A 16,475-nucleotide genomic window follows, 5' to 3' on the forward strand; every position below is an offset into this window, starting at 1 on the left:
AGTCATGGGTTTTGTTGGGTGATCTGGTTGCCGCGAATGATTTCCACGGCAGGCCTCGGGGCCGCGCCGGAACCGCCGCCGGCAGGCGCTTTCGGTCCAGCGCCCAAGGCCAGTTGGGTGAACTGGAAGAGTTGGCTGTTGGCGCTGCTCAGATGCTCCGGCGCCTGAGTTTCGCCGGCCCAGTATTTGGCCAGGCGTTGTTCTTCACTGCTGCGTACGGCCAGACGCAAGGTGCCGACTTGCGTTGCCAGCATCAGTCGGCTGAGCAGTTGTTCGGGCACCGCCAGCACCACGGTGCGCGCGGCGATGCGGCGTTGATCCTGTTTGAGTTTTTCCTCGGCGCTCAGGGCCGGCGAGGCGGGTTGGCCGTCGTTGGTCAGGCCGTACTGGTCACCGACACCCAGCACGCGCATGGCCGGCAAAACGATCTGTGCCGACTGTTCGAGGTTGCTGGAATCCTGGCGCAGGTAGAGCAAGACATCGACGTAATCCCCGGGGATCAGTTGCCCGGCCGCGCCGATCACTTCGTCGACGGCCACGGTGAGGGCGCGTTCATCGCTGTGAATCATGCGTGCCAGTGAGCCGCCGGCGCTGAAGCTTTCATCGTTCAGCCAAGTGCCGGCGCTGAGGTGCCGCCAGGGTGTGCGGCCGATGGCCTGATCGACGTTGCTCAAGCTGCCGGCCGGTGCACTGCGCAGTTTTTCCACCGCGACATCGGCAGCGGTCAGCGCGGTAAAGGGTGGCACGTCGTGCAGCAGTACCACCACCGGTTGGCGGGCCTGGTCTTCGGCGATCGCGACAGTTTTTTCAACGGTGACGGCTGGGGCAACGGGGGCCTCGGCGACGGGTGCCGGTTGACGACTGAGCACCAGTCCCCAGTAACCGACAAAGATCGCTCCAAGCATAAGGATGGCTGCAAGGCCCATGGTGACGCGACTGTTCATGACGGCTCTCCCTTTCCTGCTGCACTACCCACCGCACTTGCTTACGAGAGAAGTTCCCAATCCGGCAGCTATGAACATGCAACTATTTCGCTATTTCCACGCTAGCTGATCCGAGCCAAAACGCCATTAGTGACAGGAAAATAACCCACTAAAGTATGAGTCTTGGCCAATTAACAGCAGCAATCGGCAACTTCGCGATGTGATTAATCCTTTGTGATTAATCCGTTCTTACAGTTGTTGGGTGGGGGTTTGTTGACAATGCTCAAATGGCACGGTGGTTCTTTGCCGTTGTAGTGACATCAGCGCCAGAGGCGCAAAGGAGCAGTCCTATGTTTCGCATGACTTTCGACTATCTAATGTCCAGAGCCCGGGTGTTCATCAAGAACGAAGAAGGGGCTTCGGCGATCGAGTACGCCATTGTGGTGGCGATGGTCGCCGTCGTGGTTGTGGCATTCGTAACCCCTCTTGGCGATAGGGTGCTGGCGATCTTCAATAATATTTTGACGTCTCTTGATGGTACGGTTGTGACACGGCCGACGCCTTGAGTCATGGGAACGCTGCACCTGGCTGATATCGCACTACAATGGATTTTCCATTCAGCTTTCAGGTATTGCCTATGAACGCGTCTTCGCCGCACCGCCAACAGTTGCTTCTGGTTGACGATGAAGAGGACGCGTTGCTGGAACTGGCGGAGTTGCTGGAGGGTGAGGGGTTTGTCTGTCATGCGGCGACGTCGGTGAAGCTGGCGTTGCATCATCTGACTCGCCATCCCGATATCGCGCTGGTGATTACTGATTTGCGTATGCCGGAGGAGTCCGGGATGTCGTTGATCAAGCGGTTGCGTGAGCATACTTCTCGGCAGCATTTGCCGGTGATTGTGATGTCGGGGCATGCGGATATGGAAGACGTCAGTGATCTGTTGCGGTTGCAGGTGGTGGATCTGTTTCGCAAGCCGATTTATTACGTCAGGTTGTTGGAGACTCTGGATAATTTGTTTCCCAAGCCTAAGGTTCAGGTTGGCTGAGGTTGAGCTCGGCGGCCTCTGGGCCGACCGTGCTTTGGGTGTTTTGGGTGAATATCCGTTTTTTTGGGTGTTGCGGCTGGCGGTTTCGCCCTTACGGCGAGGCACTTTTTCCAGACGCCGAAAAAGTACCCAAAAAGGCTTGCCGCAACGTTCGGCCCGCTCGCTGGGGCTCGGGGTTCCTTCGCTCCGGGATCGATCCGGGCGCAGCGCCTACGGTTTGCTTCGCTGCACCTCCTCTCGCTGTGTTTGGCTTCGCCAAACGGTCGCTGCGCTCCCACCCCCGGATCAATCCCTCCACTCAGCCTGCCGACGCGGCCGATGAGTCAAGATCAAAAGCTGCAGCCGAGCTAACGCTCATCCTGTTGAGTGGTGAAAAGCCTAGGAGCGGCGTGGGTCGCTTTTGCTTTTCTGTGGGAGCGAGCTTGCTCCGGGCGGCGTTCCTACGAAAGCAGCCTGACAGCCGGCCAATTTCTAACTGAATGCACTCAATCCAACTGTAGGAGTGAGCCTGCTCGCGATGGCGGCCTGACAGCCGGCCAATCTCTCTTTGTATGCACCCAATTCAACTGTGGGAGCGAGCCTGCTCGCGAAGGCGGCCTGCAATCCGACCCATTTCTGCCGGTTGTACATTCCACCCGCCGCTGCCGAAGCCTCCTGGTTTTTCAGCTTACAATTGGTAACTGAAACTGATGCTGTACCTGGGCTTGCGATTGAACGTGTCCAGTGCTTCATCCGACATCGCCTTCGCCGCTTCCAGCGCAATGTTGTAGTACTTGGCATCGCCAAACCGCAGCCCGATTGCTGCCGATGACAGATTGTTGGCCTTTACCGGCAGTTCATTGAACCAGCTGCGCGAGCGATCGAGTACGACATACGGTTGCAGGATGCGCACCCAGTTGCCGTCGCGGTTGAAGCTGTAGTTGACCTCGTACGCCACGCCCCAGCCCTTGTCGCCGGACGCTTGATCGTCGGGATAACCGCGACCGAAATTCTGCCCGCCGAACACCGCGCGCTCGCTGTCGGGCAGGGTGTCGTCGCTCCAGTACAGCGCGGCCGAAAGCACGCCTTGCCAGTTGTCGAGGAACTTGTTGCTCTGCACCCCGGACAGGCGTACGCGGAAGAAATCGAGGTCGATGTCGTCGTAGTTGGTATGCGCGCCCAGGCTGTCGAAACCCTGATACACGCCGCCACTGAGAATACGCAGTTGCCGGGCATCGGCTTTGCGCCAGTCGCCTTCGAAAGCCAGAGCGCGTACGTCGGTACGGAACTCGGTGCTGAACGGGAAGTTGATGCCGTTGTAGCGGGTCTTGTCATCGACTGCGTACAGGCGCGAGCCGGCGGTCAGCAATTCGTTGGAGGCGGCAATCAACGGCAGGGTGAACCCGATGGAGTAGCGGTCGTTTTCTCGATGGGTGCTGAGTCGACCACCGCCGTCGATGAGCACTTCGGTGCTGGGATCGGCGCGGTAACGTGAAGCAGACAGCGCCAGTTGCGCGCCCTCGTCATTGAGGAACTGGTTGTAGTCGAGGCGGTAGTAATGCTCATGATCGTCACCCGGTGGAAACAGACCGCTGAGGGTCAGTTGTTCGCCCATCGAGGTTTGCGAATTGCTACTGACGCCGAGCAGGGCCTGGGTGCCGTTGCGGTTGTCTTCGGTGGTGCTCAGCGTGCTGGTGAAGGGTTTGCGACTGGCCTGGGCGACCAGCGTTGTCGCACCGTCGGTAGTGCCGGGCGGTGGCACCTGGGCCTGGATCGTCACGCCGGGGATGCGTGTCATCAGCGTGGTGTAGCGCTCGAACGTCTTGCGGGTCAGCGGCCGTTCGGCCTGGATCTTCGCCGCCAGTTTGTCGAGCAGCGCTCTGACCCGGCCGACATCACCCTCGATCTGGATATCGCGAACGTAGCCTTCTACCAGCACCACGCGTGCTACGCCGTCATTGAAATTTTGCTGCGGCAAGAACGCGTAGGACAGCAGGTAACCGTCCTGCTGATAGCGTCGAGTGATGTTGCGCGTGGCTTCGATCAGTTCGGCGAGGGTGGCTTGGCGGCCGATCAGGGGTTTGTAGATTTCGGCGAGCTCGTTGAGCGGGTAGAGGGTTCCGCCTTCGATCTGCACGGTTTGCAAATTGATCTTGGTCTCCATCAACAGCGGTTGCGCAGCGGCGGCACCAGCGTCAGGCACTTGCACGGGCGTGGCGCTCGGGCGATAGGCGTCGGCGGGCAGGTTCGGCACCGGCAGGTTGCGGATGGTTTCGTTGCTGTTGAGAAAGCTGGGCAGGGTGTCGGCGAGGGCGGCGGAACTGAGACTGAGGAACAGCAGGGATGCCATTACGCGCATAGGACACTCCATGGTCAGATCACAGCACTGGGCTGAATTCTCCTAAGAAAAAAGGCGGAAGACTCGTGGGAATCTTCCGCCCTCAACCAAGCGTAGGCGCTGTAGGTGAGGCCGTCGAATCGGCCAGGTGCAATTTAGCGTTGGCTGCCTCCCAGAGTATTAGTCAGACCACCGAGTACACCGCCCAGACCGCCACCAGTGGTACCTCCGCTGGTCCCGCCGTTGACCAGTCCACCGACGGCGGCAACGGTGCCGCCGACGTTGGTGACCAGACCACCGACCGCTGTGGTGACCGGGTTGTTGGTCGCGGCAATGGTGGTGCCGATACTGCTGACCGCACCGCCAACCTGGCCGGTGAGACCGGCGACGGGTGCTCCGATACCGGTCGCTGCGCCGACTTGTTGAGTCACGTTGGTTACAGCACTGGTGACCGGATTCAGACCCGTGCCCAAGGTGGCGCCAACCGTGGCCAGAGGTGAGGTTGTCGCGGTGATCGGGGTGCCCGATCCACCGAGTACGGTGTTGAGCGAAGCGACGGTATTGCCGAGGCCGGTAGCGGTAACGCCGCCGGCGCTGACGACGCCATTGGTATTGCCGGCATTCAGCCCTGCGCCGACGTTGACCACGGCACCGCCGACGGTTTGCAGCAGGCCAGTACCACCGAGGCCGCCGCCCAGACCACCACCCACTCCACCAGTACCCGAGCCGGTGCCGTTGGACACAAGACCACCAGCCTTGCCGACCGCGGTACCGGTATTGCTCAACGCGCCGCCGAGGGTGTTGGTCAAAGCATTGCCGTTACCCGCATCGGTGACCTTGCCGCCCAAGGTGTTCACCGCGCCACCGACTTGCGAGATCGCGCCTTTGAGTGGATCGCCGAGCCCGGTGGCAGCGCCGAGTTTGTCCGTGGTGCTTTCGACCATCGCGATCACGGGTACCAGACTGCCGCCGACTTTGTTCGTCAGTTGGCTGGTCGGGCCGTTGGTCAGCGTGGTGTCGAGGGTATTGCCGAGCATGGTGACTTTCTCGCCGACACCATCAAGCAGCGGCGCGACTTTGGTCACAACACCGCCCACCACTGGAACGCTGCCAGTCGCAGTGGACAGCTTGGCGCTGAGGTCGGACACGCCGTTGCCGACATCAGTCACCACGCCGCCGACCGAAGCGACGGTGGTGGTCAGGCCATTCGGGTCGGTGGCCAGTTTGCCAACGCCATTGGTGACACCGTCACCCAAGGTGCTGACGACATTTCCGGCGGTTTTGGCCGCACTTTGTACAACGCCACCGACAACAGGAACGCTGCTCAGCGAGTCACCGATCTGGCCAACGCCATCGCCGACGCCAGCGACGGTATTACCGACATCCTGCACCAGCGTGGTGGTCACCAACGGGGTGGTGGTTGGATTGGTCGGGTTGGTGGGATCGGTCGGATCTGTCGGGTTGGTTGGATTGGTCGGATCGGTGCCACCTGTACCACCTGTTCCGCCAGTACCACCCGTTCCGCCCGTGCCACCGGTTCCGGCAGTATCGCCGGTGCCCCCGGTTCCGCCGGTGCCGGCAGTATCACCGGTGCCACCCGTACCGCCAGTATCCGAGGTACCGCCAGTGCCAGCGGTACCGTCCGCCGCGGAACTGCCGGAACTGCTTTTATGACCGCCACCACCGCTGCTGCACCCGGTGAGGCCAAGGGAGAGAATCAATGCCAGAGCGATTGCCGATTTGCACCACACGCCTTGAGTTTTCATGATCGTATTCCTTGCACCTGTCACAACGTTCGTTGACCTCGATGGCTCGCCGATCTGATGCCGGTGATGCCTTCGTCCGTTGTGCTCAATCTCAGTCCAGGGGCGGGTTTCAGACCATTCTCAAGTTGGTATTAACGCCTTTATATAGAGGGCGAAGTTCAGCGCCTAAGGACTAATACCCACGATATAGCCGCACAAAAAAAGGCCTTGATAATCAAGGCCCGGGTTTTTTCAGTGGAAGGAGGAGAGACGGCGAAAACTTAAGTTATATACACACAATTAACGGTGTCCCGCGTGCTCAGGCAATGGGTTGCCACTGCCCGACCATGTGTTCCAGCTCTTGTGCACCGATCAGCCGCAACTCACCACTGGACCCCGCCGCACTTGCCAGCAAGGTCACCTCACTGGGCAGGCGCACCGGTTTGCGAAAGTGCACGGCGATCTCAAGGTTGGCCTTGGGCAAATGATCGCCCAGCGCCGCGAGCGTTCGCGCCTTGTTCCACAAACCATGGGCGATCGCTGTTGGAAAACCGAACAACTTGGCGCTGGCTGCACTCAGGTGAATGGGGTTGTAGTCTCCTGAGACTTTGGCGTATTGCCGGCCGATATCGGCCGGCGCTTTCCAGCGCGCCACCTCCACCAGCGATTGCGAGGGTTCCCAGGTTTGTTCGACAGCTTCGCCCTCAAGCTTCACGCCGCGACAGAGCATCTGGCTTTCGGCTTCCCACAACGGCCCGAGCTGGTCATCCAGCGTGGTCAGCAGATCGAACGTCGCACCTTTGGGATGCGCTTGCAGATTCGTCACGCGCACGCTTACCTGCGCCCGACTGATCCCGCCCATCGGGCGCAACACGCGAATGCGGTTGCTCAGATGAATCAACCCCAGCAGCGGAAACGGAAAGTCCTTGGCCGTGAGTAATTGCATCTGCAAGGCAAACGCGAGGATATGCGGATACGTCGGTGGCAACAGACCATCATCGACGAATCCGCAGACCTTTCGATAGGCCGCCAGGCGTTTGCCATCGACATCGACCCAACAGCGCAAACCGCTGTCGGGCAATTGCGTGCCGGTGATTTTCCGTCGCGTCGCCGCCCGTGCATACAGCCCGGGCAGACTCGGCTCGCGATCCAGCGTGTGCCATTCGATGCTCATGCCTAAGCCCCCAGAACACTTTGTCCACAGACCCGCAGCGCCTGCCCGGTGAATGCGCCGCTGCCCGGTTGTGCCAGCCACGCGACCGCTTCGGCGACGTCCTGCGGCAAGCCGCCCTGACCGAGCGAACTCATGCGCCGCCCGGCCTCACGCAGGCCGAACGGAATGTGCGCGGTCATCTGCGTCTCGATAAAACCGGGAGCGACGGCATTGATGCTGATGCCACGTTCCTGCAGCGTCGGCGCCCAGGCTTGCGCCAGACCGATCAGCCCGGCCTTGCTCGCGGCGTAGTTGGTTTGCCCCCGGTTACCGGCAATGCCGCTGATTGAAGCCAGCAGAACGACCCGCGCATCATCCTGCAGCGTGCCGCTGTCGAGCAGCGCTTTGGTCAGCACTTGCGGGGCATTGAGGTTGACCGCCAGCACCGCGTCCCAGAATTCCGGGGTCATGTTGGCCAGTGTCTTGTCGCGGGTGATGCCGGCGTTGTGCACCAGAATATCGAGGCCGTCGGGCAGCTGTTCGATCAGTTGCGTGGCGGCGTCTTCGGCGCAGATATCGAGGGTGATGGCGCGCCCGCCGAGGCGCGCGGCGAGGGCTTCAAGATCAGTCTTGGCCGGTGGTACATCGAGCAGGATCACGTCGGCGCCATCGCGCGCCAGGGTTTCGGCGATGGACGCACCGATGCCGCGCGCAGCCCCGGTGACCAACGCCTTGCGCCCGGCCAGCGGGCGCGTCCAGTCAGTCACTGGCGTCGCACAAGCGGTCAGGCGAATCACCTGTCCGGACACAAACGCACTTTTCGGCGAGAGGAAAAACCGCAGCGGGCCTTCCAGTTGATCTTCCGCGCCTTCGCCGACATAGATCAATTGCAGCGTGCCGCCGCTGCGCAGTTCCTTGGCCAGCGAACGGGAGAACCCTTCCAGCGCGCGCTGTGCGCTGGCGGCAAACGGATCACTTAGGGTTTCCGGCGCGCGACCGAGAATCACCAGATGGGCGCTGTGGTCGAGGTTTTTCATCAGCGGCTGGAAGAATTCGCGCAGTTGCTTGAGCTGGTCGGTGTGCAGCAATTCGCTGGCGTCGAACACCACGGCTTTGAGTTTCGGGCCGTGGCCGGGAATCCATTCGGTGGCGGTTTCCGGTTGTTCGCCGTAACGGTAGATGCCGTCGGTCAAACGGTTGGCGAAGGCACTGATGCGCTCGGCCAGCGGTCCGCCGCCGATCAGCAGTGCACCTTCCACCGGCCGCAGGCGCCCGGCCTGCCAGCGTTCCAGTCGCACCGGCGACGGCAGGCCCAGCGCCCCGACCAGACGATGGCCGATGGACGAGTTGGCGAAGTCGATATAGCGGTCAGACATGGAACGCTCTCCAGAAGTTGGGGTTCAAAGTGTGGACTGCCGACGGCAATCAATCGTTCGATTCACGCAATAAGGCCTACGCTAGACACTGAGGTTTAGCAGGTCTTGCAGAGGAACGCGGTAATTGTGGGAGCGAGCCTGCTCGCGAAAGCGATGTGTCAGCCACTGAAGATGCTGAATGTGCCGGCGTTTTCGCGAGCAGGCTCGCTCCCACAGGGGACTGCATCAAATTCGATCAATTTGAAAAGGAGTTATTCATGAGTCAGCTGCGCCGCGTCGCGATCATTGGCGGTAACCGTATCCCTTTCGCCCGTTCCAACGGCCCCTACGCCACCGCCAGCAATCAGGCGATGCTGACCGCCGCCCTTGAAGGCTTGATCGAACGCTATAACCTGCACGGCCAGCGCCTCGGCGAGGTGGTGGCGGGCGCGGTGCTGAAATTGTCACGAGATATGAGTCTGACCCGTGAATGCGTGCTCGGCTCACGTCTGTCACCCGCTACGCCGGCCTACGATATTCAGCAAGCCTGCGGCACCGGGCTGGAAGCGGCGATCCTGGTCGCAAACAAGATCGCCCTCGGCCAGATCGACTGCGGCATTGCTGGCGGCGTCGACACCACCTCTGACGCACCGATCAGTGTCAGTGAAGGCCTGCGCAGAATCCTCCTGCAAGCCAACCGCGGCAAGACCACCGGCGACAAACTGAAAACCTTTCTGCAACTGCGGCCCAGACATCTGATTCCGGATTTCCCACGCATCGGCGAACCACGCACTGGGCTGTCGATGGGCGAGCACTGTGAGTTGATGGCGCAGACCTGGCAGATCCCGCGTGAAGAGCAGGATCAACTGACTCTCCAAAGCCATCACAAACTCGCCGCGTCCTACAGCGAAGGCTGGCACAACGACCTGATGACGCCGTTCCTTGGTCTGACCCGCGACAACAACCTGCGCCCGGACCTGACCCTGGAAAAACTCGCGACGCTAAAACCGGCGTTCGAGAAAAGCGCGAAAGGTACGCTGACGGCGGGCAACTCCACGCCGCTGACTGATGGTGCCTCGGTGGTGCTGCTCGGCAGCGAAGAATGGGCAAAGGAACGTGGCTTGCCGATCCTCGCCTACCTGCGCGATGGCGAGGCGGCGGCAGTGGATTTCGTCAACGGCGCCGAAGGACTACTGATGGCGCCGGTGTACGCTGTGCCACGTTTGCTGGCGCGCAACGGGCTGACCTTGCAGGATTTCGATTACTACGAAATTCATGAGGCATTCGCCGCGCAAGTGCTGTGTACGTTGAAAGCCTGGGAAGACCCCGAGTACTGCAAAACCCGCCTGGGCCTCGACGCGCCGCTAGGCTCGATCGATCGCAGCCGACTCAATGTGAAGGGCAGTTCTCTGGCGGCCGGGCATCCGTTTGCCGCGACTGGCGGGCGTATCGTCGCCAATTTGGCGAAGCTGCTGGATGCGGCGGGCAAGGGCCGGGGCCTGATCTCGATTTGCGCCGCGGGCGGGCAGGGCGTCACCGCCATCATCGAACGCTAGAAGAGCCCCTCACCCTAACCCTCCCGAAACGTCGGACCGCCCAAAGGGAGAGGGGACAGATTGGGGGATGTTTGAGAGATACGCCGACCTGATCGAGATTTACCGAATCCATAATCGACGCGGTATTTCAGGTCGATGTATAACGCCAGACACCTCGGTCGGCCCCCTCTCCCTCGGGGAGAGGGCTGGGGTGAGGGTAAGAGGGCTGAATGGCAAATGTCAGATTCTGTCGCAAATGCCCTCAACGGCCGATACCAACAATCGAGGCCGGCTCGGCTATGATTCGCCGTGGTCGATTTTTTCGGCACAGTGTGTGCATTCACAGGTTCACAGGTCGGCAACCCCTCCCCGTAATGCGAGGATTGCCGTATAACGAGTGACATTCGCGTGTTTGGTAATAAAGGACCCACAATAAAAGCTGATGAAGACTCCAAAACGCATTGAACCCCTGATCGAGGACGGTCTGGTCGACGAAGTGCTGCGCCCACTGATGAGTGGTAAAGAAGCAGCTGTTTATGTGGTGCGCTGCGGCAATCAGTTACGTTGCGCAAAGGTCTACAAGGAGGCGAACAAACGCAGTTTCCGCCAGGCGGCCGAGTATCAGGAAGGCCGCAAGGTGCGCAACAGCCGACAGGCTCGCGCGATGGCGAAAGGCTCCAAGTTCGGTCGCAAAGAGACCGAAGATGCCTGGCAGAATGCCGAAGTGGCGGCGCTGTTCCGTCTGGCCGGTGCCGGTGTGCGAGTGCCCAAACCGTACGACTTCCTCGATGGCGTGCTGTTGATGGAACTGGTGGCCGACGAATTCGGCGATGCCGCGCCGCGTCTGAACGACGTGGTGCTGGAGCCGGATCAGGCGCGCGAGTATCACGCGTTCCTGATCTCGCAGATCGTGCTGATGTTGTGTACCGGTCTGGTGCACGGTGACCTCTCGGAGTTCAACGTGCTGCTGACGCCGACCGGTCCGGTCATCATTGACCTGCCGCAGGCTGTCGACGCTGCCGGTAACAACCACGCGTTCAGCATGCTGGAGCGCGATGTCGGCAACATGGCTTCGTACTTCGGTCGCTTTGCCCCGGAATTGAAGCTGACCAAGTACGCCAAGGAAATGTGGGCGTTGTACGAAGCCGGCACCTTGCACCCGAACAGTGTGCTGACCGGCGAGTTCGATGATCCGGAGGACCTGGCCGATGTCGGCGGGGTGTTGCGCGAGATCGAAGCGGCGCGCCTCGACGAGGAGCGCAAGCAGGCCATCCGTGCGGCGGACGACGAGCCGAAAGGCAAGTCCGACGAACCACCGCCACCACCGTGGATGCAGTGATTGCTTGACGAGAAACCCGGCTTCGGCCGGGTTTTTTGTAAATCAGAAGCTCCCTCACCCCAGCCCTCTCCCGGAGGGAGAGGGGGCCGACCGAGGTGTCTTGCGTCATACATCGACCTGACATACCGGGTCGATTATGGATTGGACGAGGTCAGCGTTTGGACCTGTCTGGATTCGGTAAAGAAATTTCAGGTCGGCGTCTCTCCACAGCATCCCCCAATCAGCCCCTCTCTCTCCGGGAGAGGGGGCCGACCGAGGTGTCTTGCGTCATACATCGACCTGAAACACCGGGTCGATTATGGATTGGACGAGGTCAGCATTTGGACCTGTCTGGATTCGGTAAAGAAATTTCAGGTCGGCGTATCTCCACAGCATCCCCCAATCAGTCCCCTCTCCCCCTGGGAGAGGGTTAGGGTGAGGGCCACTTTCGGATCAACGCAATTTCGCGTCTACTGTCCACCGCTCCAACCACACTCAAGGACTGAATGTGACCACCCCGCGCAACACCCACCTGATCGTGACTGCACGCCTGATCTCCGACTTCGGCGCTTTCCTCAACATGGTTGCTCTGGCCACCTACGTCTATCTGCTGAGCAACAGCGCCATGAGCGTCGGGATCTTTCTCGCCAGCCGCGTGGGCGGAGGAATTTTTGCCAGCCTGATCGGCACCGCGTTTTACCGCCGTTGCGGCGGCCGCGCACCGCTGATCGCGTTCGACCTGTTGCGCGCCAGCGTGCTGGGCTTGTTGTTGATCGTGCCCGTCAACCAGCAGGCCTTGCTGTTGCCGGTCATCGCCTTCGGTCTGGGCCTGGGCAATTCGATGTTCGCCATCGGCCTCAACAGCCAGTTACCGCGTTTGATCCACGCCGATCAGTTGCTCAAGGCCAACGCGTGGATCACCTCGGCCTCATCCGCCGCGATGGTTGGCGGCAGCCTGGTTTCGGGTTTGCTGGTCGCGGGGTTTGGGTTTGAAACGGTGTTCGCCCTGAATGCGCTGACTTACCTGCTGGCAGCATTATTGATTGTGCCGCTGCGGTTCGAACCGGCGACCGTCAACGACGAACCTGATCGCGGCGAATGGACAGCGCTCAAGCAGGGCCTGCGTGCTACGCCGGTGATTGCCGCGATGCTCGCGGTGACGATGGCCGACACCTTGGGCAGCGCTGCGCACAACGTCGGCTTTCCGATCATTTCCAAATTGCTCACGCCGGAGTCAGCGAGCACCACGCTGGGCCTGATGCTCGCGGTGTGGGCCAGCGGCAAACTGCTGGGCGCGCGCATCGCCAGCCGTCTCAAAGGCTCGGACAACATCCACCTCGAACGACGGTTTTTCTTCGGTGTGGCGCTGATGTCCTGTGGCTTTATCCTGATGTTCCAGCAACACAGCCTCTACGGTCTGCTGCTGTTTTCCTTGCCGGCGGGCCTCGGTGACGGCTTCTCCGAAGTCGGGCTGATGTCGCGTCTGCAACGTGAGCCCGAGCGCTTGCGCCTGCCGATTTTCAGCGTGCTGACCTTGCTGCAGATGACCGGGTTCGGCATCGGCATGCTCATCGCCGCGCCGTTCTACGGGTGGTGGACGCCGGGTGCCGTGGTCATGCTGTTCCACGGCATTCCCCTCGGCACATTGCTCACGATAAAGCTGTTGGCGCTCAAGCGCGGGCGGGTTGCGCGCAGCAGCCCGACGCCAGCTCCTTGAGAATCGGGCAGTCGGGGCGGTGGTCGCCGTTGCAGTGCTCGACGAGGTCTTGCAGGGTGTCGCGCAACTCGCCGAGTTCGCGGATCTTCTGATTCAACTCGTCGATGTGCTGGCGGGCCAAGGCCTTCACATCGGCGCTGGCGCGTTGGCGATCCTGCCAGAGGGTCAGCAGTTTACCGACCTCTTCCAGCGAAAAGCCCAGGTCCCGCGAGCGCTTGATAAACGCCAGCGTGTGCAGGTCATCGTCACCGTAAACCCGGTAACCGCTGTCGGTGCGATGCGCCGCTTTGAGCAGGCCGATCGACTCGTAATAGCGGATCATTTTTGCGCTCAGGCCACTGTGTTTGGCTGCTTGACCGATGTTCATCGGTGCTCCTCCAAGTCCTTGGGTTTCCAGGTTTTCAACAGTAGCGCATTACTCACCACGCTGACGCTCGACAGCGCCATGGCTGCACCGGCCAGCACTGGATTGAGAAAACCGAACGCCGCCAGCGGAATGCCGATCAGGTTGTAGACGAAGGCCCAGAACAGGTTCTGGCGAATCTTCGCGTAGGTCTTGCGGCTGACTTCCAGCGCCGCCGGCACCAGCCGTGGATCGCCGCGCATCAGGGTGATGCCCGCCGCGTGCATGGCCACGTCGGTGCCGCCGCCCATGGCGATGCCGATGTCGGCAGCGGCGAGGGCCGGGGCGTCGTTGATGCCGTCGCCGACCATGGCGACCACGCCGGTTTTTTTCAGCTCGCTAACGGTCGCGGCCTTGTCCGCTGGCAGCACTTCGGCGTGGACATTGCGGATGCCCAGCGCTTCGGCGACCACACGAGCGCTGCCGCGGTTGTCGCCGGTCAGCAGGTGGCTGTGGATATCCCGGGCGGCAAGTTGCTGCACGGCTTCTAGTGCGCCGGGTTTCAGGGTGTCACCGAAGGCGAACAAGCCGAGCACTTGCGGTTCAGGGCTTTGCTCGATCAACCACGACAGCGTGCGGCCCTCGGCCTCCCATGCCTGGGCAGATTCGCTCAGGTTGCCGGCGCTCAAACCACTTTCCTCAAGCATCCGCCGATTGCCCAGCGCCAGACGTCGTCCATCGAGATTGCCGGCAATGCCGCGACCGGTCAGCGACTGGCTGTCGCTGACATCCGGCACGTTCAGGCCTCGTTCGGCGGCTGCATCCAGCACCGCTTTGGCCAACGGATGTTCACTGCCGCGTTGCAGCGCGCCGGCCAGTTTCAGCAGCGCGTCTTTATTGCCATCCACTGCACTGAAATGGGCGATGCGCGGCGTGCCAGAGGTCAGTGTGCCGGTCTTGTCGAACACCACGCTGCTGACTTCATGGGCGCGCTCCAGTGCTTCCGCGTCCTTGATCAGAATGCCGTGGCGCGCAGCTACGCCGGTGCCGGCCATGATCGCCGTCGGCGTAGCAAGTCCCAGTGCACACGGGCAAGCGATGACCAGAACGGCAACGGCATTGATCAGTGCAGTCTCCAGTGGTGCGCCATAGAGCCACCAGCCGATCAGTGTCGCCAAAGCTAAAACCAGCACGGTCGGCACGAACACCTGACTGACTTTATCCACGAGTTTCTGGATCGGTGCCTTGGCGGCTTGGGCGTCCTCTACCAGACGAATAATCCGTGCCAGCACGGTTTCCGCACCGAGTGCCTGAGTGCGCACCAGCAAACGGCCTTCACCGTTGATCGCGCCGCCCGTGACCTTATCCCCCGGTTGTTTCGGCACCGGCAGGCTTTCGCCGCTGATCAGTGCTTCGTCGGCATGACTCTGGCCTTCGATGACTTCGCCATCGACCGGGAAACGTTCGCCGGGTTTGACCAACACCAGATCGTTCAGGCGCAACGCGCTGATGGCGACATCCTGTTCGCGGCCATCGATCACTTGAATCGCCCGCTCCGGGCGTAACGCCTCGAGGGCGCGGATGGCGCTGGCGGTCTGACGTTTGGCGCGACTTTCCAGGTATTTGCCGAGCAGCACCAGCGCAATGACCACCGCCGACGCTTCAAAGTACAGATGCGGCATACGCCCGGCAGCGGTGGCCCATTCGTAAAGACTCAGGCCGTAACCGGCGCTGGTGCCGAGGGCGACCAGCAAGTCCATATTGCCGGCGCCAGCGCGAACGGCTTTCCACGCCGCAACATAAAAGCGTGCACCGAAAATGAATTGCACCGGCGTGGCGAGGGCGAATTGCGCCCAGGCCGGGAGCATCCAGTGGATGCCGAACGGTTGCAGCAACATCGGAGCCACCAGCGGCAGGGCGAGGGCGATCGCGCAGATCAGCGCCCAGCGTTCATGTTTCAGGCGCTGTTGTTGGTTATCGTTTTGTGGGTGTTCGGCTTGCCAGACGCTGGCCGAGTAGCCGGCCTTGTTCACGGCGTCGAGCAGGGTTTGTGAGTCGACCTGACCGAGCAATTCCAGATGCGCGCGTTCGTTGGCAAGATTGACGCTGACGCTTTTCACCCCGGCGACTTTATTCAGGGCACGCTCGACGCGACCGACGCACGAGGCGCAAGTCATGCCTTCGATATTCAATTCGATAGTCTGCTGCGGCACGCTGTAACCGGCGCGCTCAACCGCCGCCATCAAGGCCGGCAGGCTGTCACCCGGCGCCTGCACACGGGCCTGCTCGGTGGCGAGGTTGACGCTGACGGCACTGGCGCCGCTGACTTTACTCAAGGCCCGCTCGACACGCCCGGCGCAACTGGCGCAGGTCATGCCGGCAATCGGCAGGTCGAAAGTGATGGAATCGGACATCGGTCGTACTCCCTGTAGTAGATGCCTACAAGGATCAACCTTGCCATGCGGGCAAGGTCAAGCGCCAATCTTTGAACCGCTGCAAAAGCAACTGTGGGAGCGAGCCTGCTCGCGAAGGCGGTGGGTCAGTCAACATCATCGCTGAATGACACACCGTATTCGCGAGCAGGCTCGCTCCCACAGGTCTGGATTTGCTTAATAGCCGAGATCGGCGCGCTTCAGGTACATGCCTTCCTGTGTCATCGCGATCCGGTACTTCTGCACATCGCCCGCCTGCAGTTTTATTTCCTGTGAACCCGGTGCGAGCAAGCCCGGATTGCAACCCGGTACTTGCCCCGGCAGTAGTTTCAGACGTAGCGAAACAGTGCCAGGTGGCAAGTTGAAAGATGTGCTCTGTTCCTGAAACAGGCGTGCCGACAGCTGATCCTGGATATACACACCGATCTCGCAGGAGGTTGCCACTTCCAGACGCTCACGGGAGATGATCAGAACGCCGTAATCCTCGCCGGCAGCTTGTACTTGAGGAACGGCGGCAAAGAGGCTGAGCAAGCCAAACAGGCTGAAAGCTGACCAGCGCATGGCTGAATCTCCTGAATTTAAGTCATTGATG

The 16,475-nt window shown here is 61.0% G+C and carries 13 protein-coding genes; 5 read left to right on the plus strand and 8 right to left on the minus strand.

Features of this window, described 5'->3' with window-relative positions; all coding sequences use genetic code 11:
* Positions 1–2: 2 nt before the first annotated feature.
* Positions 3–944 carry a Flp pilus assembly protein CpaB gene (gene cpaB / locus HU718_RS04300; protein ID WP_150795297.1) on the minus strand — a complete coding sequence of 314 codons (942 nt, stop codon included), beginning with the start codon at positions 942–944 and terminating at the stop codon, positions 3–5.
* Between the two features lie 338 nt (positions 945–1,282).
* Here cpaB and HU718_RS04305 point away from each other — a divergent pair, with 338 nt between their 5' ends.
* Complete coding sequence (locus HU718_RS04305) at positions 1,283–1,489, plus strand: Flp family type IVb pilin (RefSeq protein WP_186613097.1); 207 nt, start codon at positions 1,283–1,285, stop codon at positions 1,487–1,489.
* Positions 1,490–1,560: 71 nt separating this feature from the next.
* A complete protein-coding gene (locus HU718_RS04310) occupies positions 1,561–1,968 on the plus strand; it encodes a response regulator (protein ID WP_095047381.1) in 408 nt (135 codons plus the stop codon).
* 667 nt (positions 1,969–2,635) lie between these two features.
* On the opposite strand, the gene HU718_RS04315 is transcribed toward HU718_RS04310, so the two are convergent.
* The 4 genes from HU718_RS04315 to HU718_RS04330 form a co-directional block, all read right to left on the minus strand.
* Positions 2,636–4,306, minus strand: coding sequence for a ShlB/FhaC/HecB family hemolysin secretion/activation protein (locus HU718_RS04315; RefSeq protein WP_034154780.1), 1,671 nt, complete (start codon positions 4,304–4,306; stop codon positions 2,636–2,638).
* Positions 4,307–4,440: 134 nt separating this feature from the next.
* Positions 4,441–6,051 (minus strand): collagen-like triple helix repeat-containing protein, encoded by a 1,611-nt coding sequence (locus HU718_RS04320; RefSeq protein WP_186612813.1) that lies wholly within the window; start codon positions 6,049–6,051, stop codon positions 4,441–4,443.
* Positions 6,052–6,349: 298 nt separating this feature from the next.
* Positions 6,350–7,204, minus strand: a complete 855-nt coding sequence (locus HU718_RS04325) for a MaoC family dehydratase (RefSeq protein WP_186612811.1) — start codon at positions 7,202–7,204, stop codon at positions 6,350–6,352.
* 2 nt (positions 7,205–7,206) lie between these two features.
* Entirely contained in the window at positions 7,207–8,559 is a 1,353-nt protein-coding gene (locus tag HU718_RS04330; protein ID WP_186612809.1) for a 3-oxoacyl-ACP reductase, read from the minus strand.
* A 257-nt stretch (positions 8,560–8,816) separates the two neighbouring features.
* Between HU718_RS04330 and HU718_RS04335 the strand changes: the two genes are divergently transcribed.
* The 3 genes from HU718_RS04335 (at position 8,817) to HU718_RS04345 (ending at position 13,108) form a co-directional block, all read left to right on the plus strand.
* On the plus strand, positions 8,817–10,094 hold the full coding sequence (locus HU718_RS04335; protein ID WP_150709015.1) for an acetyl-CoA C-acetyltransferase: 1,278 nt from the start codon (positions 8,817–8,819) through the stop codon (positions 10,092–10,094).
* 421 nt (positions 10,095–10,515) lie between these two features.
* A complete protein-coding gene (locus HU718_RS04340; RefSeq protein ID WP_007914672.1) occupies positions 10,516–11,412 on the plus strand; it encodes a PA4780 family RIO1-like protein kinase in 897 nt (298 codons plus the stop codon).
* Positions 11,413–11,899: 487 nt separating this feature from the next.
* Complete coding sequence (locus HU718_RS04345) at positions 11,900–13,108, plus strand: MFS transporter (RefSeq protein ID WP_186612807.1); 1,209 nt, start codon at positions 11,900–11,902, stop codon at positions 13,106–13,108.
* Here HU718_RS04345 and cueR read toward each other — a convergent pair.
* From cueR to HU718_RS04360, 3 genes are all read right to left on the minus strand, one after another.
* Positions 13,062–13,475: a Cu(I)-responsive transcriptional regulator gene (gene cueR, locus HU718_RS04350; protein ID WP_095122009.1), complete on the minus strand. Its 414-nt coding sequence runs from the start codon at positions 13,473–13,475 to the stop codon at positions 13,062–13,064. The two genes, HU718_RS04345 and cueR, sit on opposite strands and share 47 nt — an antisense overlap.
* The gene (gene cueA, locus HU718_RS04355) at positions 13,472–15,865 is read right to left on the minus strand and encodes a copper resistance metal-translocating P1-type ATPase CueA (RefSeq protein ID WP_186612805.1); all 2,394 of its coding nucleotides are present in this window, start codon (positions 15,863–15,865) and stop codon (positions 13,472–13,474) included. The genes cueR and cueA overlap by 4 nt, the downstream gene beginning before the upstream one ends.
* 195 nt (positions 15,866–16,060) lie before the next feature.
* A complete protein-coding gene (locus tag HU718_RS04360; RefSeq protein WP_102901604.1) occupies positions 16,061–16,444 on the minus strand; it encodes a hypothetical protein in 384 nt (127 codons plus the stop codon).
* Positions 16,445–16,475 lie beyond the last annotated feature (31 nt).

It is taken from the genome of Pseudomonas tensinigenes (assembly GCF_014268445.2).
GTDB classification, from domain to species: domain Bacteria; phylum Pseudomonadota; class Gammaproteobacteria; order Pseudomonadales; family Pseudomonadaceae; genus Aquipseudomonas; species Aquipseudomonas tensinigenes.